This window comes from Thermorudis peleae, assembly GCF_000744775.1.
GTDB classification, from domain to species: Bacteria; Chloroflexota; Chloroflexia; order Thermomicrobiales; family Thermomicrobiaceae; genus Thermorudis; species Thermorudis peleae.
Window position 1 is genome coordinate 596,379 of the sequence record NZ_JQMP01000003.1, and the last position, 25,713, is coordinate 622,091.

19 protein-coding genes and 1 riboswitch are annotated in these 25,713 nt (G+C 59.3%); of the genes, 8 read left to right on the plus strand and 11 right to left on the minus strand.

Going from position 1 to position 25,713, the window contains the following annotated elements; all coding sequences use genetic code 11:
• Positions 1-282: 282 nt before the first annotated feature.
• Both N675_RS05755 and N675_RS05760 read left to right on the plus strand, forming a co-directional pair.
• A complete protein-coding gene (locus tag N675_RS05755; RefSeq protein WP_038038488.1) occupies positions 283-1,653 on the plus strand; it encodes a dipeptidase in 1,371 nt (456 codons plus the stop codon).
• Positions 1,654-1,674: 21 nt separating this feature from the next.
• Positions 1,675-2,244 (plus strand): FumA C-terminus/TtdB family hydratase beta subunit, encoded by a 570-nt coding sequence (locus N675_RS05760; protein ID WP_038039412.1) that lies wholly within the window; start codon positions 1,675-1,677, stop codon positions 2,242-2,244.
• Here the strand turns inward: N675_RS05760 and N675_RS05765 are convergent.
• The 3 genes from N675_RS05765 to N675_RS05775 are packed head-to-tail and all read right to left on the minus strand — an operon-like array spanning position 2,217 to position 5,281.
• Positions 2,217-3,179 carry an N-acetylglucosamine kinase gene (locus tag N675_RS05765; RefSeq protein ID WP_051914268.1) on the minus strand — a complete coding sequence of 321 codons (963 nt, stop codon included), beginning with the start codon at positions 3,177-3,179 and terminating at the stop codon, positions 2,217-2,219. The two genes, N675_RS05760 and N675_RS05765, sit on opposite strands and share 28 nt — an antisense overlap.
• Positions 3,176-4,093 (minus strand): N-acetylmuramic acid 6-phosphate etherase, encoded by a 918-nt coding sequence (murQ, locus tag N675_RS05770; RefSeq protein WP_231577948.1) that lies wholly within the window; start codon positions 4,091-4,093, stop codon positions 3,176-3,178. Before murQ ends, N675_RS05765 begins: the two co-directional genes overlap by 4 nt.
• A gap of 15 nt (positions 4,094-4,108) precedes the next feature.
• Positions 4,109-5,281, minus strand: coding sequence for an exo-beta-N-acetylmuramidase NamZ family protein (locus N675_RS05775; protein WP_038038490.1), 1,173 nt, complete (start codon positions 5,279-5,281; stop codon positions 4,109-4,111).
• 231 nt (positions 5,282-5,512) lie between these two features.
• Between N675_RS05775 and N675_RS05780 the strand changes: the two genes are divergently transcribed.
• The 4 genes from N675_RS05780 (at position 5,513) to N675_RS05795 (ending at position 11,916) form a co-directional block, all read left to right on the plus strand.
• Complete coding sequence (locus N675_RS05780; protein ID WP_038038492.1) at positions 5,513-7,819, plus strand: 3-hydroxyacyl-CoA dehydrogenase/enoyl-CoA hydratase family protein; 2,307 nt, start codon at positions 5,513-5,515, stop codon at positions 7,817-7,819.
• Between the two features lie 16 nt (positions 7,820-7,835).
• Positions 7,836-9,002, plus strand: coding sequence for a thiolase family protein (locus tag N675_RS05785; protein WP_038038495.1), 1,167 nt, complete (start codon positions 7,836-7,838; stop codon positions 9,000-9,002).
• A 26-nt stretch (positions 9,003-9,028) separates the two neighbouring features.
• Positions 9,029-10,204 carry an acyl-CoA dehydrogenase family protein gene (locus N675_RS05790; protein ID WP_051914270.1) on the plus strand — a complete coding sequence of 392 codons (1,176 nt, stop codon included), beginning with the start codon at positions 9,029-9,031 and terminating at the stop codon, positions 10,202-10,204.
• 62 nt (positions 10,205-10,266) lie between these two features.
• Positions 10,267-11,916 (plus strand): long-chain fatty acid--CoA ligase, encoded by a 1,650-nt coding sequence (locus N675_RS05795; protein ID WP_038038497.1) that lies wholly within the window; start codon positions 10,267-10,269, stop codon positions 11,914-11,916.
• A gap of 96 nt (positions 11,917-12,012) precedes the next feature.
• Here the strand turns inward: N675_RS05795 and N675_RS05800 are convergent, their stop codons facing one another.
• The 7 genes from N675_RS05800 to N675_RS14455 form a co-directional block, all read right to left on the minus strand.
• Positions 12,013-13,011: a ribonucleotide-diphosphate reductase subunit beta gene (locus N675_RS05800; RefSeq protein ID WP_038038498.1), complete on the minus strand. Its 999-nt coding sequence runs from the start codon at positions 13,009-13,011 to the stop codon at positions 12,013-12,015.
• 47 nt (positions 13,012-13,058) lie between these two features.
• A complete protein-coding gene (locus N675_RS05805; protein WP_038038499.1) occupies positions 13,059-15,395 on the minus strand; it encodes a ribonucleoside-diphosphate reductase subunit alpha in 2,337 nt (778 codons plus the stop codon).
• 182 nt (positions 15,396-15,577) lie between these two features.
• A riboswitch (cobalamin riboswitch) is annotated at positions 15,578-15,773 on the minus strand.
• Between the two features lie 230 nt (positions 15,774-16,003).
• On the minus strand, positions 16,004-18,559 hold the full coding sequence (locus N675_RS05810) for a heavy metal translocating P-type ATPase (RefSeq protein ID WP_081886895.1): 2,556 nt from the start codon (positions 18,557-18,559) through the stop codon (positions 16,004-16,006).
• A 2-nt stretch (positions 18,560-18,561) separates the two neighbouring features.
• Complete coding sequence (locus N675_RS05815) at positions 18,562-18,885, minus strand: metal-sensitive transcriptional regulator (RefSeq protein WP_422396423.1); 324 nt, start codon at positions 18,883-18,885, stop codon at positions 18,562-18,564.
• A 100-nt stretch (positions 18,886-18,985) separates the two neighbouring features.
• Positions 18,986-19,381 (minus strand): low affinity iron permease family protein, encoded by a 396-nt coding sequence (locus N675_RS05820; protein ID WP_038038500.1) that lies wholly within the window; start codon positions 19,379-19,381, stop codon positions 18,986-18,988.
• A gap of 77 nt (positions 19,382-19,458) precedes the next feature.
• Positions 19,459-20,844, minus strand: a complete 1,386-nt coding sequence (locus N675_RS05825; RefSeq protein ID WP_338417749.1) for a thioredoxin-like domain-containing protein — start codon at positions 20,842-20,844, stop codon at positions 19,459-19,461.
• Positions 20,818-20,955, minus strand: a complete 138-nt coding sequence (locus N675_RS14455; RefSeq protein ID WP_197066273.1) for a thioredoxin domain-containing protein — start codon at positions 20,953-20,955, stop codon at positions 20,818-20,820. Before N675_RS14455 ends, N675_RS05825 begins: the two co-directional genes overlap by 27 nt.
• A 162-nt stretch (positions 20,956-21,117) precedes the next feature.
• Between N675_RS14455 and N675_RS05830 the strand changes: the two genes are divergently transcribed.
• Positions 21,118-22,221 carry an EAL domain-containing protein gene (locus tag N675_RS05830; RefSeq protein WP_038038501.1) on the plus strand — a complete coding sequence of 368 codons (1,104 nt, stop codon included), beginning with the start codon at positions 21,118-21,120 and terminating at the stop codon, positions 22,219-22,221.
• A gap of 96 nt (positions 22,222-22,317) precedes the next feature.
• Positions 22,318-23,739, plus strand: coding sequence for an aspartate aminotransferase family protein (locus N675_RS05835; protein ID WP_051914278.1), 1,422 nt, complete (start codon positions 22,318-22,320; stop codon positions 23,737-23,739).
• An 87-nt stretch (positions 23,740-23,826) separates the two neighbouring features.
• On the opposite strand, the gene N675_RS14290 is transcribed toward N675_RS05835, so the two are convergent.
• Entirely contained in the window at positions 23,827-25,617 is a 1,791-nt protein-coding gene (locus tag N675_RS14290) for an Ig-like domain-containing protein (RefSeq protein WP_156100826.1), read from the minus strand.
• Between the last annotated feature and the right edge of the window lie 96 nt (positions 25,618-25,713).

Sequence of the window (25,713 nt, forward strand, 5' to 3'; positions counted from 1 at the left end):
TTGTTCGATCAGCCGCACACCTTCGCCGTTCTAGTACATAGCAGAGTGCGAGAACCCTGGTGTTCCTGTCCCTGGTACTGAGACACCTTGTGTGCACGACGTGCCCGTCACTCCCCTTATGATGAATTAGGATGGTGTACTCATCGTTGGCACCTCCTTTCTGTCATCATGCTGACTACATTCCATTCTCGTGCGATACTCGCTATGAACCGTGCAGGAGCACGGCGGCCAAAAACACTATCGGATACGGTATTGGTCGGAGTGTAACGGAAAGGTAAATCCATGACAAGCGCTGCGGAAGTGTACCTCCAGGAGCATGAAGAGGAGTTGCTACGTGCCTACTTTGACTTGCTCCGTATCCCCAGCGTCAGCGCACTACCACAACATCAGGACGACGTGCGGCGCGCGGCGGAGTGGGTTGCGGAGCGCTTGCGGCACATTGGGGTACCCCACGTCGAGCTCTTGCCGACAGAGCGTAATCCTGTTGTCTATGGCGAGTGGTTGGTCGATCCTGCCAAGCCTACTGCATTGCTCTATGGCCATTATGACGTCCAACCGCCCGATCCACTCGACCTCTGGGAGACGCCACCGTTTGAACCGACGGTACGCAATGGACGGGTTTATGCCCGTGGGGCATCCGATGATAAGGGGAATCTCTTCGCTGCACTCTGTGGGGTTGAGGCGCTTGTGCGCACCCAGGGGAAGCCGCCCATCAACCTGAAGTTCTTCTTCGAGGGCGAAGAGGAGATTGGCAGTCCTAGTCTTGCTCCGGTAATTGAGGCACATCGCCAGAAGCTCGCCTGTGATTTTGTCATTTCAGCCGACGGTGGCATGTATGACTATGATCTGCCGTCAGTGACGCTCTCCTCAAAGGGGCTTTGCGCCTGCGAAGTGGTGCTACGCACTGCTGCCACTGACCTGCATTCTGGCCAATATGGTGCAGCGGTTCCGAATGCTGTGCAGTCGCTCGTACAACTGGCAGCGACGTTTCATACCCCAGAAGGCAAGGTGGCGATTGCGGGCTTCTACGATAAGGTGCGCGAGTTGACGCCCGAAGAGCGTGCGGAGATCGCGGCCGTGCCGTTCAACGAGCAACAATTGCTTGAGCGCGTTGGTGCCAAGGCTCTTTGGGGGGAGCCGGGATATAGTCCGCTCGAGCGGATGTGGGCGCGCCCCACACTTGACTTGAACGGCATTTGGGGCGGGTTCCAGGGTGAAGGCGTAAAGACTGTAACGCCTTGCGAGGCACACGTAAAGATTACCTGTCGCTTGGTGCCTGACCAGGATCCAGAGGAGATCCTCGACCTTATCGAGCGCCATGTCACTACGCATTGCCCACCCTGGGCGGAAGTCTCTGTCAAGCGCTTCCCGGGCTCAGCTCGGCCCTTTGCCGTGCGGCGCGATCACCCGGCGTTGCTCACGGCGAAGCAGGTACTCCGCGAGCTCTATGGGAAAGAGCCGCTTGCTGAGCGTACAGGTGGCACAGTTCCGGTTGCTGAGCTGTTCCAGCGTCTACTCGGTGCCGATATGATCTTTTTCGCGTGGGGTATGCCAGATAACCGGGTACATGCGCCCAACGAATCCTATCGCCTTGAGGATTTTCGGATGATGGCCCGCGCCTATACACGCTACCTTGAGGCGTTGGCTCGCTAGATGCTGAGTGAGGCAGCGGCGATGTCGGTACCACGCCGAATCACCGCGCCGTTCGATGAGGAGACAGTGAAGTCGTTGCGTGCAGGTGACGAGGTGCGAATCAGTGGGGTTCTCCTCACTGCACGCGATGCTGCTCACCGCCGACTCGCCGCTGCCCTCCACGCTGGCCAGCCGCTGCCGGTTGATCTGCGCGGCCAGGTCATCTACTACACCGGGCCTACACCTGCGCCGCCGGGCAAGATCATCGGCGCGGCTGGCCCAACAACAAGTAGCCGGATGGATCCTTTCACACCCGCTCTGTTGGCTGCGGGATTGCGCGGCATGATTGGCAAGGGCAAACGCAGCCTTGCTGTCCGTCAGGCGATCGTACGCTATGGCGCCGTCTATTTTGCGGCACTGGGTGGGGCTGGGGCGCTCCTGGCACGCAGCATTACGGCGGTTGAGTGCCTGGCATATCCAGAGCTTGGTCCAGAAGCGATCTATCGCCTGACTGTCATCGACTTTCCGGCAGTGGTCATTAATGACTGCTATGGTGGTGATTGGTACGAGCAGGCAGCGGCTGGCTATGCCGACGAACCTGTAGTGCCGTAAACCTGCGAGTTGGTGTCACGCTCGAGGAGCGTCTGCGCTAGGCGGAGTGCCCCGACTGCTGGTTCGGTGACAATGCTGACTGGCCCGATTGGGATTGTGATGGCCTGCACGGCCTGCTCACGCCACCACGCGTGATGGATAAATAATCCACCGCTCAAGGCCAGTGGTGGCTCAGGAAGGCTCAACCGGGCGGCGACGGCGTCAACGTGGCGGGCGAGTGCTCGTGCCTGTGTGCTGACAAGCTGGCGGGCGTCGTCATTGCCGGCTTCTGCGAGGGCGAGCACAACTGGGGCAAGCGTGGCTAAACGGTCGGGGCGTCCGCGGGCGTCTTGATAGACAGCGGTAATGAGCTGCTCTGGTGTATTCAGCCCCCACGCCTGTAATACTGCCGTCAACACGTCGGTCGCCTGTGCCCGCCCGTCGGCCGTTTGTGCGGCGAGCCGCAGCGCCTCAAGCGCGAGGGCACAGCCGCTCCCTTCGTCGCCAAAGAGATAGCCCCAGCCGCCAGTGCGTGCGAGCCGTCCGTCAGGTGCCCGCCCATAGCAGATCGAGCCGGTTCCACTCACCAATGCAATTCCCCAGCCATCTGGGCAGCCGGCTGCTAAGAGCGGGAGTGCATCGTTGACTACCACGAGCCGTTGGGCTAATCCCTGTGCCTCAAGCGCCGCTGTGACGCGTGCCTGATCGTCTGGTCGATCGACTCCGGCCAACGCAACACATGCGACGGCTACTGGCAAGGCCGTATTGTCTAACCCCGCGTTGGCGAGCGCTCGTTCGGTTGCGGTCACAATTGCAGTCACTGCGGCAGCAAGGCCAACAGTCTGATAGTTCGCCCTCCCGGCATTGCCGCGGCCCCGCACGTGACCAGTTGCGTCACCGACCAATGCAACGGTTTTGCTACCGCCTCCGTCAATCCCAAGAATGAGCTGGCTCATGGTGATGTCAACTCCAGGGCGCGACGAATGCGTCCACCACTCTGGGCGAGGCGCCGCCGAGCTTCAGGTGCGTCGACGCCAGCCAGTGCCATGACAATTGCGGTTTTCGCCTCACCGTTGGCTCGCTCCAAGAGCTCTCGTGCGCTGGTTTCGTCCAAACCAGTTGCCTGGGCAACGATTCTCGTCGCACGCTGCCAAAGCTTCTGGTTCGTCGGGAGTAAATCGACCATCAAGTTGCCGTAGGTCTTACCGAGCAAGATCATCGCGGTCGTACTGAGCGCGTTGAGCGTCAGTTTCTGAGCTGTGCCGGCTTTCATCCTGGTGGAGCCAGCGATGACCTCCGGGCCAACGATCACAGCGATGGTAAGATCGACGTGCTCAGCGAGTTGACTCGGATGGTTACAGGTTAACCCAGCGGTGAATGCCCCGCGCGCCCGTGCTGCATCAACGGCACCGATCACGTATGGCGTACGGCCGCTGGCGCTGATACCCACAACGACGTCGCCTGCCGTGACCTCGCGTGCTGCAATGTCACGCGCACCTTGCTCTGCGTCGTCCTCGGCGGCCTCAACGGCCTGGGTAAGGGCGGCTGGCCCGCCCGCGATCAAGGCGCATACTTGGGCAGGATCGACACGGTAGGTCGGCGGTAATTCTGCCGCGTCGAGTGCGCCAAGTCGGCCAGATGTTCCAGCACCGACATAGATGAGACGTCCGCCACGAGCAAGTCGTGCTGCGACGATCTCGGCGAGCGCAGCAATTTTACCGGCTTGTCGCGCAACTGCCTCTGCGACACGGGCTTCTTCGTTCAAAATGGTTGTGACGATCTCCTCAGCAGGGCGCAGATCAAGATCATGGGTGGTTGGGTTCACCGCTTCTGTTAGCATTGCCTGCATTCGCTCTGCATCAGGCGGCATCGTACTCCCTTTCTATCAGTCTGGATAGAGGCTGACAGACGCACGCTCGGCGGCAAAGGCCTGTTCGTCTTCTTTCCAGCTCGCAGCAATCGCGTCAGGGGGCACGCCCGCTTCCAGTGCCTGCCGTAGTTGTGGCGTGCCAGCTAACAGATCGATGACAACGCGGCCATCTTCCCATTGGCGCCAGGAGAATGCGTCAGGATTTTGCGCTCGTAACGCTGCCAGGAGCGTGATCCCTAAACGGACTGGCTGCAGTGCTGCGGGGTCGAGCACGTGCAGTTGCACGCCACCACAACGTGTTCCGGCGTGTTTGCTCCACTGAGGGATGAAGTAAGCCGGACGAGCCCGCAAGCCTGGCAGCCCCGCTGCGTTTACAGTCTCCGCGAGAACAAAGGGGTCGATCCAAGGGGCACCAACCAGCTGAAATGGCAGCGTGGTGCCGCGCCCCTCTGAACAGTTCGTTGCCTCGAGGAGACACGTCCCAGGGTAGAGGAATGTTGCCGTCAGCGTGGGCAGGTTTGGTGAAGGCGGGACCCACGGCAGGCCAGTCTGGTCGAAGCGCTGGCTTCGCCGCCAATGAGCGACTGGCACAATGATCGGCTCGGGCCACTCTGCCTGTTGGGCAAAGAGTCGAGCAAGTTCCCCGAGTGTCAGACCATGTCGAATCGGCAGTGGGAAAATGCCGACGAACGAGCGCAGCGATGGATCGAGTCGTGGCCCTTCAATCGCGCCACCGAGCGGATTCGGCCGATCAAGGACAACAACTGGTACGCCAGCCTGGGCTGCGGCTGCCTGGAGGGCAAAGAGTGTGCTCGGGTAGGTATAGAACCGGGCTCCCACATCTTGCAGATCGACGATGATGGCATCGAGGCCTTCTAGCATAGCTGGCGTTGGCGCCCGTTGCTCACCATACAGGCTATAGACGGGCAGGCCAGTGTGGGGGTCAGTGGTGTGTGGTACCGGCTCACCTGCTTGCCGATCACCCCACACCCCGTGTTCCGGACCAAAGAGCACAACGAGCTTGACCCAGTCGCTGGCGCGTAACCGCTCGACAGTACTCCGTAGCTGTCGGTCAACGCCGGTCGGGTTGGTGAGGAGCCCAACCCGAGCGCCATGCCTGAGTGGCCAACCTTCTGCCTTAAGCCGTTCGACGCCTGGAATAACGCTCAGGTTTCCCGCTTCATCCATATCACATTCCCGCAATCCTCTCGACGCGAGTCTCGCTAGCTGCACAAGACTTGTCAAGGCTTGGCCAGGTTGCAGTCCAAAAAAAGAAGATGCCATCAACCTTGACAACAGTCAGGCCACGCGCTACCGTTGTAATAGACTGCGTTTGGATGAGCGTGCAATGGAGTTCGGGTTAGCCCGCGATACTCGCCTGCTGCTAACGGCGAGGTATGCGGTAGTAAGGGGAAGCGAATGCGGATCAGGCGCGTTGGGGTTGTCGGCGCGGGCACAATGGGCAGCGGCATCGCTGCGCTGGTTGCCTCGGTCGGCATCCCGGTTGTCCTGCTTGATGTGCCCGGGACTGGCCAACGGCTTGAAGTCGTCCAACGGGGGCTGCGTCGAGCATTAGAGGCGCGGCCCCCAGCGTTTTATGACCCCGCTCGTGCTGCGCTCATCACTCTGGGAACGATCGATGACGATCTGCCACGCCTCGCTGAGTGTGACTGGATTGTTGAGGCAATCATTGAGCAACCCGAGCCGAAGCAAGCGCTGTTCGCCAAGCTTGAGTCAATCGTGCATCCTAAGGCGATCGTTTCCTCGAATACCTCCGGTATTCCGATCCACATCTTGGCCGAGGGACGCGGCGAAGCTTTCCGACGCCGCTTCCTTGGCACGCACTTCTTCAATCCGCCGCGCTACCTGCACCTGTTGGAAATCATCCCGCTGCCTGAGACTGATCCGGAAGTCGTTGAGACGATGGCGCACTTTGCCGACTACATACTCGGCAAGGGCGTTGTGCGGGCCAAGGATACGCCGGGCTTTATTGCGAACCGATTGGGCGTCTATGGCATGGTGCAGGCCTTGCGGCTCATGGAGCAGTTTGATCTAACGGTCGATGAGGTTGATGGCCTGACAGGACCACTCCTCGGGCGACCACGCTCGGCCACGTTCCGCACTACTGACCTGACTGGTCTCGATATCCTCCAGCATGTTGCCGGCGAACTCGGGGCAACGACGGGCGACGATTTTGCGTTGCCTGACTGGGTGCATGAGATGGCACGGCAAGGTCGGCTAGGCGAAAAGACTGGCGCGGGCTTTTATCGTCGCGAAGGCCGGGCGATTTTCACGCTTGACTGGAAGACCGGTGAATATCGTCCGCGTCAGGAGCTGGCGACGCCAGAAGTGAAAGCCTTGCTGCGCCAGCCCTTGCCAGAGCGTCTACGCGGTGCATTGCAGTTGCCAGGCAACTATGGCCCCTTCCTACGCGCGCTGCTCGCTCGGACGTTCCACTATACGCTGATGCGAGCTCCTGAGATTGCCTATGATCTCGTTGATATCGACCGCGCGCTTGAGTGGGGCTTTGGCTGGGAACTTGGGCCGTTTGCCACCATGGATGCGCTTGGGCTTGATACTGTTCGGCACCTGCTCGGTGAGCACGGGCTGGACGAGCCGCCGTTGCTGCAGCAGGCTGGTCCTGCCTTCTACCAGCGTCAGAACGGTACACGCCTGGTGCTCACGCTCGACGGTGGCCGCAAGCCGGTTACACCGCCGCCTGGGCAAATCTCACTGCGCTTCATCAAAGAAGAGCAGCGGGAGTTACTTGCCTCGCCCGATGCCGCACTCCTTGATCTCGGCGATGGCGTGGTGCTCCTTGAATTCCGCAGTAAGCAGAACACGCTGGGCGATGGCGTGTTAACGATGATTGAACGCGCTATCGACTTTATCGTTGAGCGGGGTTACGCTGGCTTAGTCATCGGCAACGAAGATCCCCGTGTCTTCTCCGCTGGCGCGAACTTGGTTGAAATTCTGACGCTGGCCAAGGCAGGGCAATGGGACATGCTTGATCAAGCCGTGCGTCGCTTCCAGCGCATGACGACAGGGCTGCGTGATGCGCCCTTCCCCGTTGTTGTAGCCGCTTTCGGCATGACGCTGGGCGGCGGTGCTGAAATGGCGCTCTATGCCGATCATGTGCAGGCTGCAGCAGAACTGGCGATTGGTCTCGTTGAGACGGGCGTTGGGCTCATCCCGGCTGGCGGTGGCACGACGGCCCTGCTCCGGCGCTTCAGCGAGGAACTGCAACCGTATGAGCAGGCTGATCCCTTTGAGGCTGTTCGCCGTGCGTTCAACCTCATTGCCTTTGCTCGCGTAAGCGGCAGCGCGTTTGAGGCCCGTAGCTTGGGCTATCTGCGGCCGAGTGACGGGATTACGATCAACCGTGATCGCCTTATCGCCGATGCCAAAGCGCGTGTCCTGCTCCTCGCGCCAAGCTATGTTCCACCAGTGCCTGGCCCCATCCAGGTTCTGGGCAATGAAGCGCTTGGCAATCTGCGTTACGCGATCTGGGCAGCGCGCGAGGCGAACCAAATTAGCGAGCATGATGCCTTCATTGGCGAGCAACTCGCCCTCATCCTTTCGGGTGGCGAAGGGCCGGCCCGAACTGTTCCGGAACAGACGGTACTTGATCTCGAGCGTGAGGCGTTCCTGCGCTTACTTGGCACAGCGAAGACGCAGGAGCGCATTGTCTATATGCTCGAAAATGGCAAGCCGTTGCGAAACTAGAGAGGCGGCACGAACCATGCGTGAAGCAGTCATTTTGAGTGCAGTCCGGAGCCCGGTGGCCCGCGGCAAGCCAGATGGCGCACTTGCCCATGTCCACCCGGTTGATTTGTCAGCTGCGGTTATGCGTGCAGCAGTCGAACGTGCTGGTGTTGATCCTGGCAAGCTCGACGATGTGCTCTGGGGTTGCGCCATGCCCGAGGCCTCTCAGGGGCTCAATGTTGCTCGGCTCTCCATCTTGCGCGCCGGTTTCCCGACAAGTGTCCCAGGTGCCACAGTCAATCGATTCTGCTCAAGTGGACTACAGACCATTGCGATGGCGGCCCAGTCGATTATGACTGGTATGGCTGACCTTGTTCTTGCTGGCGGCGTTGAGATGATGAGCCAGATGCCGATGTCGGGCTACCATACGCGCATTCACCCTGAGCTTACCGAGGCGTACATCGGCATGGGCTTCACTGCGGAGCGCGTTGCTGAGCGCTGGGGCATCCCTCGGGAAGAGCAAGATGCGTACGCGCTTGAGAGCCATCGCAAAGCAGCGCAGGCGTGGGATGCTGGCCTCTTCGATGACGAAATCGTGCCGATTCCAGTTGGCACGGATGGCGATGGCCAGACCCGCTGGTTTACCCGTGATGAAACGATTCGACCTGATACGTCACTTGAAAAGCTAGCGGCCCTGCGGCCAGCCTTCAAGGTCAATGGCACGGTCACTGCTGGTAACTCTAGCCCCTATTCTGATGGCGCGGCTGCCGTTGTCCTCGCCAGCCGCGAATTTGCCGAAGCCCATGGCCTGCAACCACTTGCGCGCTTCGTTACCTTCGCGGTGGCTGGCGTTGATCCAGACATTATGGGCATTGGTCCTGCCCGGGCAATCCCGAAGGCGCTTGCGCGTGCTGGCATTGATCTTGATGACCTCAAACGTATTGAGCTGAACGAAGCCTTTGCTGCCCAGGTGCTCGCTGTCATTAAGGAAGCGGAATTGCCACGCGAGCGTCTCAATATCCAAGGCGGGGCAATCGCGCTCGGCCATCCACTCGGCGCGACTGGTGCGAAGCTGACGGCGACGCTTGTCCATGCTCTCCGCCGTGAAGGTGGTGGCTACGGCATGGTCACGATGTGCATTGGCGGTGGAATGGGTGCCGCGGGCATCTTTGAAGTCTTTGCCAATGGCAAGGCCTCACGGTAGTGCGCGCAAGGAAAGGAAGGGTTGCCATGGATTTCCAGTTGACACCGGAACAGCAAGCGCTTCGTGATCGCGCTCGAGCCTTTGCCGAACGGGAGATTTTGCCAGTCGCTGCCAAATATGACCGCGAAGAGGCCCATCCGCACGAAGTGATCCTTCGTGCTCGTGCTGAAGGGCTGACAGAACTTGGCATCCCGCGTGAATATGGTGGCCCAGGCCTTGGCGCGCTTGACGTTGCGATCGTCAGCGAGCAGTTCGCTTGGGCATGCCCAGGCATGGCGACGGCGCTCGGCATGAACGGCCTGGCGGCTGAACCGATCATCATCGCTGGCACGGAGGAACAGAAGCGCCGCTGGTTGCCTCGCTTAACCCAAGGCGAATATGCAAGCTATGCTGTCACGGAGCCCGATGCGGGATCTGACGTTGCCAGTATGACGACCCGTGCTGAACGCCGTGGCGACCACTATGTCATTAACGGCGTAAAGCGCTGGATTGGCAATGCCCCGCACGCAAACTTCATGGTGGTCTTTGCCAAGACTGATCCATCGGCTGGCCATCGGGGTATCAGTGCCTTCATTGTCGAGCGGGATACGCCTGGTATTGAAGTGCGCAAGTTGCACAAATTCGGTCAGCGTGCCGTGCAGAATGGCGAGATTACCTTTACTGATGTCGTGGTGCCTGCTGAAAACCGTCTCGGGAACGAGGGCGATGGCTTCCTGATCGCGATGAAAGTCTTTGACCGCACCCGTCCGATGGTCGCGGCATTTGGTGTTGGTGTGATCCAGCGTTGCCTCGATGAATCGCTGCGATATGCCCTCCAGCGGCGCACGATGGGCCAGCCGATCATCCAACATCAGGCTGTTGGTCATAAGATTGCGGAGATGCAAATCCGTCTCAATGCCGCTCGGTGGCTCACCTATCACGCTGCCTGGCTTGCTGACCAAGGGCAGCGCAATACGCTCGAGGCTGCCCTTGCGAAGGCGTTCGCTGCTGATAGTGCAATGTGGGCCGCAACGGAGGCAATGCAAATCTTTGGTGGGAACAGTTACAGCATCGATTACCCGATCGAGAAGATTTTCCGCGACACCAAGCTCTTGCAAATCTACGAGGGTACAAGCGAGATCCAGCGCAACATTATCGTGCGGGAGCTTGCCAAAGCGGCAATCGCAGCAGCGACAGCCGCTGCGGGTGTGCCAGCCTTCTAGTGTGGCGCGCGGTGCGCTTGCGGAACACTGAGAGCACGCAACCGTTGGAGAGGAGCCTGGCAATGTTACGCGGACTCATGATGGACTATCAACTCACCCTTCCTGCCATGCTTCGACGAGCCGAAACATTCTTCCCCCATAAGGAAATCGTCACCCGGCTCCCCAACAAGGAGCTATTCCGCTATACCTACGCCGATATGGCGCGCCGCACAAAGCAACTTGCGCTTGCACTGCAACGCCTTGGTGTCCAGGAGGGTGATCGAGTTGCGACACTCTGTTGGAACCATCATCAGCATCTCGAAGCCTACTTCGGTATCCCAGCGACGGGTGCGGTGCTGCATACCCTTAACCTACGCCTGCCGCCCGACGACTTAGCCTATATCATCAATCACGCCGAAGATCGCGTGATCTTAGTTGACCAAATCTTGTTGCCGGTTTTCGAGCGCGTGCGCGACCGCGTTCAACCTGAGCATGTCATTGTCGTCGGCGCCGCTGGCCCAGTGCCCGAGGGAATGCTCGACTATGAGCAGTTGCTCGCAGCTGAAGACCCCAATGCGTTCACCTATCGTGAGTTGAACGAGTGGCAAGCTGCAGCCATGTGTTATACCTCGGGCACGACCGGGCGGCCAAAGGGCGTTCTCTACTCGCACCGTGCCATTGTGCTCCATTCGCTGGTCAGTGCCTTGCCTGACTGTACTGCTCTCTCAGAATCAGATGTGTTAATGCCCGTTGTGCCAATGTTCCATGTGAATGCCTGGGGGATGCCCTTCACAGCTACCATGCTCGGTGCCAAGCAGGTCTTCCCAGGTCCTCACCTCGATCCCCAGAGCTTGGCTGAGTTGATCCATCAGGAGCGTGTCACGTTCACCGCTGGTGTGCCAACGATCTGGCTCGGCTTGCTGCAGTTCCTTGACAAGCATCCTGGCGAGTATGACCTCTCAAGCTTGCGAGCTATTACATCGGGTGGTCAGGCCGCGCCCGAGGCCATGATTCGGGGGTTCCAGGAACGGCATGGGATTCATGTCTACACTGGCTGGGGCATGACCGAGACAACGCCGATTGGCTTGCTCGTTGGGCAAACGAAGGAGTTGCTTGAACGGCCACTCGATGAGCAGTATCGCTATCGCGCGAAGGCTGGTCGACCGTTGCCCTTCTTTGAAGTGCGCATTCGCAATGAGAACGGTATTGCTCCGTGGGATGGCAAGACCATGGGTGAGCTGGAGGTGCGCGCTCCATGGGTTGCCAGCGCGTACTACAACTACCCTGAAGGTGCTAGCTCCTTTACTGAGGATGGATGGTTGCGCACAGGCGACATTGCGACGATCGATCCCGAGGGCTGGGTTGAAATCCAGGATCGGGCGAAGGATGTGGTCAAGTCCGGTGGCGAGTGGATCAGCTCAGTGCGTCTTGAGAATGCACTCATGGCGCATCCCGCAGTTGCCGAAGCTGCTGTCGTGCCGGCCGAGCATCCCAAGTGGCTCGAGCGGCCGATCGCGCTGGTGGTGCTCAAGGAAGGCCAGCACGCTACTCCGGAAGAGTTGCGCGCGTTCCTTGAACAGCAGTTCCCACGCTGGTGGTTGCCGGATGCCTTCATCTTCGTCCCTGAGATTCCGAAGACCTCGACCGGCAAATTCCTGAAGGCTGCTTTGCGTGACCAGTATCGCAAGTATCTGATTGAATCAGGGTTGGCTGTTACGCCCTCGTCCGAATAGCCAGCCGTTGTCGCTGACGCTCGACCATGCAGGAATGAGATCGGCGCCGGGGCTGACCAGTACTGCCGCCCCGGCGCCGGTGCGCATGGTGTATGGCTAACTGCGCTCACGGCCAACTTCATAGTGCACGTTGCGTGCCTCGAAGAAGTTGACCAGTTCTGGTACATCAAGCTGGGTGGCCATCCACTTGAGTGGGTTAGGATTGCCAAACGCGGCCGGGAGCCCGAGTTCCTCGAGACGCCGGTCAGCCACGTAACGAACGTAGCCGTTGAGCGCGTCGGCGCTGAGCCCGATGATCGGCTGCGGCAGGACTGCGCGGTTATACCGCTCTTCGAGTTCCACTGCCTCGAGAATGAGCTGCTGGACGGTTTGTGCAAATGCTGGCGTCATAATCTCTGGATGCTCTTCGAGTAATGTTGTGATCAGGTGGATGCCGAACGAAAGATGCAGGCTCTCGTCCTTCAACACCCAATCGACGATACTGCACAGCCCGCGTAGCAGGTTTCGCTGTCGGAAGGCCAGTGCCAGCGCAAAGCCTGAATAGAAGAAAATTCCTTCCAGCACAACGAAGAAACCGATGAGGTTATGGCACAATCGCTGCACACCTTCGACTGTCGAAATGTCCGGCTCAACAAGCCATCCTTCGATTAGCCGACGCTGGAACGCCTCCTTGGCAGCGACATCGGGGTGATCGGTATGAAGCGCGAAGACCCGCGCTCGGTCGACTGGCAACGTCTTGATGACATATTCAAATGCCATAGTGTGGTTCGCTTCTTCCCAGGCCTGGCGCGCGAGGTAGAGCCGTACTTCCGGTGCCGTGATTGGCCGGTAGAGCGAGAGGAGCAGGTTCGTCGTAACGAGCGATTCCATGGGATTGAAGAAGCCCAAGAACATCTCGACCGCTCGTCGCTCTTCATCGCTGAGTCGCTCGTGCCAGTCACGCACGTCATCATGGAGCGGGACTTCCTCCGGGAACCAGGTATTATGTTTGGCTTGTTGTACATGAGCATACGCCCAGGGATATCGTAGAGGGAAAAGCTCAACGGCAGCGAGTGGATCACCACCAAGGAGTGAGCGCGCTGGTGCTTCTGCCATTGCTGTTGCCTCCTTCTTCCGCGTCTGTGTTCATCACTTTGCCGGGGCTACTGGCAGCTCTCGCACGTGCCGTCGAGGCTGCAATGGGCGCCATTTGCGCTATGCATGCTGTTCTGTGCTAGCACGTCTTGCTCAGCGAGTTGCACCCACTGTGGGCGTCGCCGTGCCTTGTTCACCGCAACCGTCGACTGTTCTGCCTGCATGCGTGGCTGGACGAAGCAGTAATAGGTGCTCTTGAGACCTTTGCGCCATGCTGTGAGATAGACCTCGCTCAGCTGTCCAGGGCGGTCGGCATGGTGGTACAGGTTGCGGCTTACACCCATGTCAACCCACTTCTGGACGCGTGCCGCAACCTCAATGTAGGCTTCGGGCGTGATCTGGTAGGCAGTGGGGAAGCGGTCGACGAGATCTGGCGGGCATTCGGGAATCTGCCGTAGGTCGCCACGGGCTTCGATGAGTCGGGGCACGAGTGCGGTCCATAACCCGCGCTGACGCAAGCTCTCCACCAGCACTGGGTTAATTTCAAGGAACTTGCCCGAGAGCGTCTGCCGGCTGAACACATTGCTGTAATACGGGTCGAGACTTGGTGTGGTCCCTGCGATCAAGGCAATCGTTGCCGTTGGGGCAATAGCCATCACCGCGCCATTCCGCATCCCACGTCGCACGCGTTCCCGAACAACGTCCCAGTCCAGCCGCATGGTGCGATCGACCGCGATCGGCTGCTCGCGTCGCTCATCGAGTTCGGCGATGGTGTCAATCGGCACTTGTCCGCGTGCCCAGCGGCTCTGGGCGAAGGTTGGGAAGCTCCCGCGCTCGCCTGCGAGTTCGTGACTAGCCAAAATCGCGTGGTAACTCACGAACTCAGCGAGCTGATCGGCGAGTTCAGCTGCTGCTGGGGCGTTGTACGACAGCCCTTGCCGGGCTAACACTTCAGCAAAGCCCATCATCCCCAGCCCAACTGGTCGATTCCGCAGATTGCTCGCTTCGGCTCGTGGTGAGGGATAGAGGTTGAGATCGATCACATTGTCCAACGCTCGCATGGCAAGTCGCACTGTGTGAGCCAGTTGATCCCAGTCCATCGTGCCGTCGGCTCGCAGGTGGCGTGCGAGGTTCACACTGCCGAGGTTGCAAACGGCAACCTCCTCGTGACTTGTTGGCAAGAAGATTTCGGTGCAAAGATTGCTTGAGTGGATCATGCCGGCCAACATAGCGCGATGGTTTGCCGTGTCCTTGAACGTGATCCAGGGATGGCCGGTTTCCATGAGGCTGGCGAGTATCTGCAGCCAAAGTTCGCGAGCTGGCAGGCGCCGCCAGGCGCGGCGCGGTAGCTCGCCGTTCGCAGCCTGTTGGCAGAGGGTGCGGTAGCGCGCGCTGAATGCTTCGCCGAACAACTCGGGGAGTTCGGGCGCAACAGCCGGGTCGAAGAGGTACCAGTCGGCATCAGCCTCGACACGTCGGAAGAATTCATCGGGGATCCATAGCGCAGTGTTGAGCGACGGTGTGCGTCGATAGGGATCGCCAGCATTGCGCCGTAGGTCGAGGAAGGCTTCGACTTCCAGGTGCCACGGCTCGAGATAAACACACATGGTGCCGCGTCGCCGTCCACCTTGGCTCACTGAGGCAAGCAGTGCGTCATAGAGGTGGAGGAAGGGAATCAGGCCACCACTCGTACCGTTGATGCCCTTGACCGGTGAGCCAACCGCGCGAATCTTGCTTACTGCCGTGCCGATCCCACCCGCATATTTGGCGAGCATCCCAAATTCGTGTGCCGAACTGAGGATGCTTTCCAGACTGTCTTCGACTTCAGCGAGGTAGCAGGAAGCCAATTGGTGATGCGGTGTGCCGGCATTGAAGAGCGTTGGCGTGCTCGGTACGTAGTGCAGCGTACTCATCAGCTTATACCAGCGGAGCGCCCACTGCTCACGTTCCCCGCGTGGTTCGCGCAACGCCAAACCCATGGCTACCCGCATCCAGAGCGCTTGCGGGGCTTCAAGAAGCTGCCGCGTTTCGGGATGACGCACAAGATAGCGATCAGCCAGTGTTGCCAGTGCAACGTAGCTCAGAAGGGCATCCCGTTCCGGGACAATGGCTTGCGCTAGCAACTCAAGGTCGTAGTCAAGTAGGGCTGGATCAAGCGCACCGACTTCGACGCCGTACCGTACATACGTCGGAAAGTAGTCACGGTAGGCAAGGTGTGGCTGCCCAGCAATCTCCAATGCGATCTTCGCCAGCAACGCTCGCGCGGCGTCAGCCTGTGCTTCAGGCTCTTCTGGCAGGCGCTGGAGGGAGTCAAGAATGCGCTGTTCGAGCCACGCAGCTGATGGTACGGCCTCAGTGTGCAACGACGTCGCCAGCGATGCAGGTGCGCGGAGTTCTGCAACCATGGTGTCCTCCCTTCAGTGTGAGTTCAGGCGGGTGACGTGATGCCGATGGTCACACCACGCCGTGTGTTCCCGGGAATGCGCATGCCCACACGGCGACGGCATCCGTGTTGTCGCGAGCCTCCACGACCGACAGTGCGGTCATCTGCGGCACGCTGCATTGCGCCCACCCGCGAGACGCAATCGCAGCCAGAGGGGAGCGAGTCGGTCTTCGGGCTTGCGGATCACCCTACTTGCCGCGTCTTCCCAGCGGAGTTTCCGCCAGTGACACGCGAGTGCGCCTGGGGTGACGCCTCGCTGCGGCGTTCGTCCCCGCTCACCGCTGCGGGGCAGCGCCGGATTTGCACCGGACTTCCCGGCACTCGCTCCCGGCCGGGCCACAAGATGCTGAGTGTTTCTCGCTGTTTGCCCCTGCATCTTGTGGTCATCCCCTAGTCTAGTCAGGCGTCAAGGAAGCGGCAAGGGTTGCCAGGGAGGCAAGGAGACATAATCCGAGGCGGGCTTTCGCTCGTCTTCAGCGGATTTGCTGCGAAGGGCCAATGGTGCTGCTGGCCAACCTGTCACAGTGTGGCAGGTTGGCCATGGTGTCGAGATGGCTTGACATCGACGGTTTAGGACGTGCGGGGTTGTAGGTGGGTGCTTGGAGCAGTGCCACAGTGCGTTGCTGAAAGACTCCGTAAGCGCAGCGAATTGGTGACGACGAAGACTGAACTGAAGGCCATAGCACCAGCAGCAAGCATCGGGTTCAGTAGCCCGACTGCAGCAACCGGGATAAGAATGACATTGTACGCGAATGCCCAGAAGAGGTTCCAGCGAATCGTCCGCAGCGTGCGCCGCGCTAACGTTAGCGCGGTGACTACGCCGCGCACGTCGCCGCCGATCAGGACGATGTCGCCGCTTTCAATTGCGATGTCCGTCCCAGTCCCTATCGCGATTCCAACGTCGGCTTGTGCAAGCGCCGGGGCATCGTTAATCCCGTCGCCAACCATGCCGACACGTTCACCTTGTGCTTGGAGCGTTCGTACGATCTCGGCCTTCTGCTGAGGTAGCACTTCCGCGATCACGCGGTCGATCCCGAGTTGGGATGCAATAGCCTTGGCCGTCGCTGTGGTGTCACCGGTTACCAGCACAAGGGAAAGTCCCAGAGCACGAAGTGCCTCGACAGCCTCACGGCTGCCCGGCTTGAGGGTGTCAGCCAGGGCGAGGACTCCCACGACTTGGTGAGAGCGCGCGACAAGGACCGCGGTCTTCCCCTCGGCAGCCAGCTTGGCGACGATCGCCTGCGCTTCGCCGAGCGCAATGCCCTGCGACGCTAAAAATCGTGCATTACCAACTAGCACTGGCGCGCCCTCGATCGTGGCCTGAATGCCAAGGCCCGGTTCAGCTTGGACATTGGTAACCGTCCCGTCTAGCTCAAGCCCACGGGCTTGTGCCGCGGCGACGATGGCCCGACCAAGCGGGTGCTCACTGCGGGATTCCGCCAGCGCTGCTAGTTTCAACACAGATGCCTCGTCCAGCTCGGCGAGCGGCACCACGTCTGTCACTTCAGGTTTGCCGTTCGTCACCGTGCCGGTCTTGTCGAGTACGAGCGTCGTGAGCTGAGCGGCCCGCTCAAGTGCCTCACCACCTTTGATCAGCACACCGTGACTCGCACCAGTACCAGTTGCGACGATGATCGCCGTTGGGGTTGCAAGGCCCATTGCACACGGGCAAGCAATAACGAGCACAGCGACAGCGGGGAGCAATGCTTGGCCAACCGTGCCGGTGGCGAAGTACCAGCCGACGAATGTCACGGCAGCGACGGCCATAACAACTGGGACAAAGACGCTGGCCACGCGATCAGCCAGAGACTGGATCGGTGCCTTTGACCCCTGCGCCTGCCGCACGAGCCGGATAATTTGAGCAAGTGTCGTCTCAGCGCCGACCCGCGTTGCCCGAAGAGTAAACGTCCCTGTCGTGTTCACGGTGCCACCAAGGACCTGGCTGCCCGGCGCTTCCTCAACGGGGATGCTTTCACCGGTCATCGCGCTTTCATCAACGGCAGAGCGACCTTCGACAACAATGCCGTCAACCGGGATCCGCTCGCCTGGCCGCACAATGACGAGGTCACCCGGCCGGACCGCACTCGCTGGTATGTCGACCTCTCGCCCGCCGCGGATAACATGTGCCGTGCTCGGTTGCAGCCGTACCAGTGCACTGACTGCAGCTGACGTTTGTCCACGAGCGCGCCGCTCCAGGTAGCGCCCCAGCAGAATCAAGGTAATGATCACCGTTGCCGTGTCATAGTACAGCTGCATACTCGCCTGATGGTGGAGTCGCGAGGCGGTGAGACGTGGCAGGATCGTGTTCCATGCTGAGTAGAAAAATGCCGCTGTCGTGCCTAAGCTCACCAGCGTGTCCATCGTGAACTGGCCATGCCGCAGGTTCTTCAGTGCCGTAGCATGGAAGCGCCAACCAGCGTATGCCCACACTGGCAACGACAGGGCCAGGAGGACGAGGTCAACACCTGGCCAGTGCATGAAGAACATGTTGAGTACGGCAACAGGAACTGTCAGGATGGCGCTGAGGAGCAAATCACGACGCAGGCGCGCAAGCTGTTGATCGTTCGATCCTTCTGTTTCGGCTGCTGCTTCCGTTCCACTTGGTTCATCAACGACCTGCGCGTGATAGCCCGCAGCTTCCACCGCGCGGAGCATCGCATCGATCGTAGCCTGGGTGGGATCATAGTGTACTTGGGCTTGCTCAGTTGCGAGGTTGACGGTTGCCTCGGCAACGCCCGGCACGCGCTGTAACGCCCGTTCGACGCGTCGCACACAGGAAGCGCAGGTCATACCCTCGATCGCAAGTGTCACGATCGCAGCATGCGCCTCTCCGGCGTCACTGTGTTGGTCAGTGTTGTGTACCTCCAACACCCGCGCGCCGTAGCCTGCTGCTTCGACTTGCTGCACGAGGGCCGCTTCGTCTACTGCTGTGGGATCAAAGACAACGCGAGCTTGTTCCGTCGCAAGGTTGACCGATGCCTGTGCTACGCCTGGTAGCTTGCTCAGCGCACGTTCAACCCGACGGACACACGAAGCGCACGTCATTCCTTCAATGGCGAGCACTGCCTCTGCTGGTGATCCTGTTTGTTGTTCAGGTATTCGGTCGCGCGTTTCCGTCGTGTTCATCGTTAGCTCACACTCTGGGTAAATCGCTCAACGGCCTCCGTCAGCTCCTGGATGAGCATCTCGCGCTCTTCTGGTGCAGCGGTTAGCAAGCAGCCGCGGATGTGGTCTTCCAGGAGGAGCAAGCCGATGCTGCGAGCTGCGGCAATGACCGAAGAGAGCTGAGTTAAGACGTCAACACAGTAGCGATCTTCTTCGATCATGCGTTGAATGCCTCGCACTTGCCCTTCGATACGGCGTAAACGGGCAAGAATGCGTGCTTTGTCCTGGCGATACGAATCGACTCGCTTCACAGAATGCTCGCTGTGTTCAGGTGGCATGCTGTCCATCGTATCCTCCATGCACGCCGATGCGTACGTGTGATACTCCTCTAGGGATTATACCCCCTGAGGGTATCACTTGCAATGATCATGATGGGCGATGCAGCGATTAGGCTTCGGGAGCCGGCGGTGGAGGCGTGTCCCGTGAAACGAGATGATCAAAGTATGCGCGCAGTTGCGCAAGATCTTCCTCGCTGAGGTCTTCAATCCGGAGCATGCTGTTGCGTGCTCCTTCGAGGGCGCGAATAAGCTCGTCAAGTTTGAGTTGCACTGCCACGCTATCGCGATTGACTGCGTTCTGAATGAGGAAGACCATCAGAAAGGTGAGCACTGATGTAGCTGTATTAACTACGAGTTGCCAGGTGTCGCTGAAGTGGAAGATGGGTCCACTTACCGCCCAAATGACGATGCCGAACAGAGCAGCAATGAAGGCCACCGGGTGTCCCATGGCCCATGCAGTCCAACGCGAGAACCGGTCGAATGCTTGTATAACCTTTGGCTTCATGTGCCCTCCAAACGTCTGACGTCAATATGTGTCGTGAGCCGACGCAATGCTCGCGCACGATCATAGCATGCGTGCGGCTACCTGAGTACAAGGGTCTGGACTATGCCAGTTTGGAGGTGGACCGTCCGGATCGCGTGATTATTCGTGTCAGCGATGTAGAGTACGCCGTTGCCGACAGCCAGCCCGCCGGGTTCCCAGAATGTTGCGTTGTCAGCCGGGCCGTCCTGCAGTCCTGGCTGGCCGGTGCCGAGCCAGCTTCGGCATTCCCGCGTTATCGGGTCGAGCCGTTTAATCTTGTTGTTATAGCTATCGGCAACGTAGAGCGTGCCAGCCTGCCAGGCTACGTCAAGCGGATGTTGCAGCCGCACCGCGTCACCAGTGCCATCCCGGTCGCCGAAATCAAACAGACCGACGCCGACGAGCCGGTGAACGAGCAGGTCACGGGGTGCTTTCCCAACCCGGGGCAGATCAACAGCCCGAATTGCGCTCGCTTCACTATCTGCTACGTAGAGCACATTGTTACCAAGGGTAAGCCCGCTTGGTTGAGCAAACCACGCCCGTTCCAGCGGCCCACCTTGGATGCCTTCCATGCCCGAGCCAGCGTAGGGGCGGAGCATGCCACTGACGAGATCAAGTGCCCAAATCTGGTGCATGCCAGCCATTGCGATGTAAAGTGTTGTTCCATCCAACGCTAAGGCCCATGGGCTCCGCAAATCGCGTTCACGGGCAGGGCCAGCGCTTGCATAGGTGAATCCAAGCTGGCCAGCCCCCGCGATGGTTTCGACAGTGCCGTGGTCCAGGTCGACGCGTCGGATTGCATGGTTGCCGGTGTCCGCGACGTAGAGTGTCTGATCCTGTACGACAAGCCCATAGGGATGTGAGAACGCCGCGGTTTCAACGGTACCGTCATTGAATCCAGCGATGCCGCTGCCAATCATCTGCTGGACGTGCCCTGTGGGGTCGGTGACGACAATCCGATGGTGTCCAGTATCAGCAATGAAGAGGCGCTGATGTACCGAATCGAAAAAGACTTTGCCCGGAAATGCCAACAAGCTGTCTGGCTGTGGCTCTGGCTGAAGCCAGTCACGCGGCTGGCGATCGATGAGTCCTTGTGCATCATACTCGCGGATTAACCGGCGTAAAACGGCGGCAAGACGGTCTGCTGGCACTTCACCAGCTTGTGCGCCGACAACGTAGCCGCGTGGATCGAGAATCGCGATCGTTGGCCACGCATTGACGCCGTACTGCCGCCAGAGCCGCAGTTGTGGGTCGTTGACGACGGGATGGGTGATGCCGTAGCGTCGGACTGCTTGCCGGACGTTCTCATCGTCGTGTTCAGCAGGAAACTTTGGCGAATGTACGCCGATGACGATAACCTCATTGGCAAACTCATGCTCGACTTTCCCCAACTGGGAAAGGAGATGCAAGCAGTTAATTCAACAGTAAGTCCAGAAGTCGAGGATGACGACTTTGCCACGAATGTCTGCCAAGGTGACTGGTCGTGTCGTGTTAAACCAGCGGAGACCGTTGGGAAAATCTGGCGCTCGGACCGGGCCCCAATCGAATGCTGCCATTGTTCTGCTCCTTCACTTTCCCTGCAATCCTACCGGATCTGGCACGGTGGTGTGAGCATACGGCATCACACCTTCAGAGAAAGATGTTGTGTGTCGACAAATACCTGTGGGCTTATCGATTAGAGTGGTCGTACTTATTGTCAGCGAAGGGACTGCGCAGGAATGACTGAGGGGTGCAGATCACGTGGTACGTGCGTCTGCCAAGCCAACGTTTCGGCCGCGCCTTCTGAAGGACGGTATCTTTTTATCTGGCCTGTCAATATGCATGCAGCAACGAAACTCCGTCGTGCATGTGTCGATACTGGTTGTGCAGTGCACGAGGTCGATGCTGGGATGATCGTAACCCTCGGTGATACGCAGACGCCTGCCGATCTCTTGCAGCACCTGCTGCGCGCTGTGACGCGTGAAGAGGCCGAGCATACCCGCGTCCTTGTTGCTCGCGAGCCGTCACTCCAACTTGCCGACGTGCCCAATATCCGCTCACTGCGCCAAGCGACGGCCTATGCGCAGGGCATTTGGCTGCGCACGTTGCTCGCTGAACATCGGCTCACCAGTGTCTTTCAGCCTATTGTCCGGGCTGATCGCCCAAGCGAAATCATCGGCTATGAAGCGCTCCTACGTGGTGTTCATGAAGATGGCAGCTTGCTCCCGGCCGGTATGATTCTTTCGGCAGCCCGCGACGCCGGTCTCATGACAGCTCTTGATGTTGCTGGCCGCACGTGCGCGATTCGCGAGGCGAAGCGTCATCATTTGTCTGGCTTACTCTTCATCAATTTCACGCCGACAGCGGTGTACGATCCTGCGGCATGCTTAATGACAACAGTGAAGGCCGCTCATGATGCTGGATTGAATCCAGCGTCCGTTGTGTTCGAGGTTATTGAAGCCGAAGAACTCGATGATCTGGAACATGTCCAGGCTGTATTGCAAGCCTATCGTGCATTTGGCTTCCGCGTTGCGCTTGATGATATCGGCTCAGGCTATTCCGGCCTAAGCTGGCTGAGCGTGCTGCGCCCAGATTTTCTGAAAATTGATCGCCAGCTTGTCCACGGTGTCGCTGATGATCACGTGAAGGCAACCATCCTGAACAAGATTATCGAGCTTGGCCATGAGCTTGGCATTACGGTCATTGCTGAGGGCGTTGAACGCTTGCACGACTTCTTCTGGCTGCGCGACCATGGTGCTGCACTGGTGCAAGGGTTCCTGTTTGCACGGCCAGCGGCGCCGCCACCAGCTATTGACCCTGCGGTTCTCGAGCGCGTTGCCTAGCTCCTCTTCACGACGGGGCAGCGCTCTCCTATACTGGAGTTATCCGGGAGCGGCTGCCCCGTCAGTGCAGCCAAACGGTTTACCCTAGGAGGTTGTATGTATACCGGCACGTCGCTGTCGGGCACGTCGCGTTTTGCCCGCAGCCAGGAACTCTTTGCACGCATTGCGCGGACGATCGCGGGGGGCGAAAGCTCCTATGCCCGGCTGAAGAAAGGTCTTGAACTCTGCTTCGATCATGGCGAGGGCTCACATTTCTGGGATGTCGATGGAAATGAGTACATCGACTATTCGCTTGGTTATGGGCCGCTCCTCTTTGGGCATCGTCCGCAGTGGCTCATTGAGGCGGTAATGGAAGCGGTTGCGCACTATGGTACCCTCTCGACGTTTCCCTACGAGCTCGATGCCGAAGTTGGCGAGCTGATTACCGAGCTTGTACCAGGCGTTGAGCTCCTCCGGTTCGCCAACTCCGGCACCGAAGCAACAATGGCTGCTGCCCGCCTTGCCCGCGCGTACACTGGCCGTACGAAAATCGTGCAGATGGAAGGCGGCTATCACGGCTGGGCTGACACGCACTTCTGGTCGAGCCATCCCGATGTCTGGCAACCAACGATTCGTCCGTACTCTCCAACGCCAATTCCAGGCTCTCGCGGCATCCCGGCTGTGTATGGTGACGCACTCCTCATTGCCCAATACAATGATCGCGAAGGACTCGAACGTCTCTTCGCAGAGCATGGATCAGACATTGCGGCAGTGCTCGTTGAGCCGGTGCAGTGCAATAGTGGCGTTATCCTTCCCGAGCCTGGCTATCTGGAGTTCTTGCGAGAGATTACCAAGGCCTATGGAGCGCTATTAATTTTCGACGAGGTGATCACCGGCTTTCGGCTTGCTCCTGGTGGGGCACAAGAACGGTTCGGTGTTATCCCTGATCTTGCCACCTTTGCCAAGGCGCTTGGCGGAGGTTTCCCGATTGCTGCTTTTGGTGGCTCGGCTGACGTCATGGCATTGGAAGCGACCAACCAGGTCATGCATGGTGGAACATATACCGCGAATGTCCTCGCGCTGGCTGCGGCGAAGGCTGTGCTGACACGCATCCGCGAGCAGCGCGAGGCAATCTGGGCTATCCTCGATGGCTTTGGGGAGCAGCTTCGTCAGGGGTTGCAGGAAGCGTGTGAGGCCGCTGGCCTGCGCTGCATCGTCCAGGGGATTGGGCCGGTATGGCATATCTTCTTTGCGAAGCACGATGCTCCTGCTCTTGATCGGATTCGCAACTATCGTGATGCCCACGCTTACGCCAGTATCGATCTCTTTGATCGCTTCCACCGCGCAATGCTGGAGCGTGGTGTCTATTTCCATCCGTATCATCTGGAGCGGTGGTTCCTCTCGGCTGTTCACACGGCTGATGATGTTGCCCAAACGCTCCAGGCTGCTGCCGAGGCTGCGGCCGACGTTGCAGCCTCACTGCGACGTCAGCCCGAAGGCGCTGGTTCCGTGACAACCATGTCGGGCATTGCCCAGTAGGGGTGTCTGTGGCGCGATAGTTGAGAGCAAAGCGAAGGCCGGACCCACCCGGGTCCGGCCTTCTTCGGGGGAAGGGGATGAGCGTGTTTAGGAGAGGAGGTTGAGCAGCACAATAACGTGGCGGCTCACCATCGTCACGTGGTTGTTTGCATCATAGGCACGGATAATGACAGTGACATTCACCTGCAATAGCCCTACCCCTGGCAGGAGATTCCCAGGCACGCTGGCCGATGTTGAGAATTGAACAGAGGGTTGTGGCGGAGTGAGCGTCTTGATCGTGATCTCGCCAGTCGTACCGCGGCTTGTCACGATTTCGTAGGTGACGCGGGACACGCCGCACCGATCGCTTGCTGTACCGCTGATTGGGATTCCACCGAGCACGAGGATAGCGATGGTCGCTCCTTCACTTGGCGAGGTCACGTTCAAGGTTGGGGCTGCCGGGCAGGTTGGTGTCGGTGTTGGGGTTGGTGTAGCAGGTGGGGTTACTGTTGGTGTTGGCGTCGGAGTCGGTGTTGGCGTCGGAGTCGGTGTTGGCGTTGGTGTGCCACCACCCCCGGTGCCGCCACCACCGGCGCCACCGCCGCTGCCGGAGCCACCACCAGGCGTCGGTGTCACCGTCGGCGTTGGGCTACTTCCACCCGAGGAACCACCCGAACCGCCAGATCCGCCAGGCCCACCGTTTCCACCACTTGAACCACCAGATCCACTAGATCCACCGGTCCCACCGTTGCCACCACTTGAACCACCGGATCCGCCAGTGCCACTACCGGTTCCAGTGCTTCCTCCTGACGAACCGCCGGTGCCTCCGCTTCCGGTATTCCCGCCACTGTTCCCGCCAGTACCGCCGCTCGTGCCACTACCGGTGCTACCACCGCTGCCTCCCGAGGTACCACCTCCACCACTGGTGCCGCCGGTATTGCTGCCCGCGCCACCAGATCCGCCTGAGCCTGGTGCTGGACAGGCAACGGCGCCCACCCCGTCGTAACGCCATCGATAATAGTGCTGACCGATGTTGCCCATCTCGACTTTCCAGGGATCAGGGTTGGACGGTGTGTAGGTTAGCACCCGGCGTTCAAAGACCTGAAACATCACCCACTGTTGCGTACCAGCTACCTTGGCCTGCACCCAGTAGGGCTCAGAGATTGGATAGCCCATCACGTAAATCCAGTTGAACCATGGAGTTTGCGTTTGATAGTTGCCGTTGTTGTAGATGATTCCTTCGTGGTTCATGAAATCCCAGAATGCCCGAGGGATATTATGACCAAGTGTCGTGTCGTAGTAGACATACTCGAGGTCGGCGCTCTGTCCGCCTGGATAGGTACCTCGTGTCCCGTCTGGATTGAGCACGGTCATTGCGTAAGAACCAGTTTGTTGGGGAGCGCCCGTACCACTCGTATTAATAAGGTTGCGTAGATCGGCATAGGTTGGCCAGGCATTGTCAGGATCACCAACGACGGAAATATGGGCACCATCGCAACGATCGAGGAATTGAGCGTTGCCAACCTGAATACGCCCAAGAATCAGCTCTTCGCTGAGGAGTCCGTTCGTGATGTACCAAGGGCTATTGGGATCGGTGACATCGGTCAGGCTAATCTCCATGCGACTTTTGTCGAAATACTGAACGAGGCGTTTGCCTCCGGGGCTCTCGGTGTAGGGTTCGTAAAGCCCTGGCGTATTTGGCCCTGGGCCCCAGAGCCATGAGCGGTTGGTTGCGGTATGGGAGGAGACGGGGAGGTCGTAGCGCTCCCATAGCAATCGCATGGTCGGATCAGCAAAATCAGCAGCCTGGACAGGGTCATGAGCTGTCCAGAGTGGAAGAACGAGCGTCAACGCAAGCCAGCACATGGCTAGGCGTAACCAGAGGGAGTGGCGTCTCATCGCGGCACCTCCATGATGACAGCCATTGCACTGAGAGCCGACCGCCATTGCCACATGGGCCCATGTGATGGATTGGTTGGTCGTTCTCTTATTCGA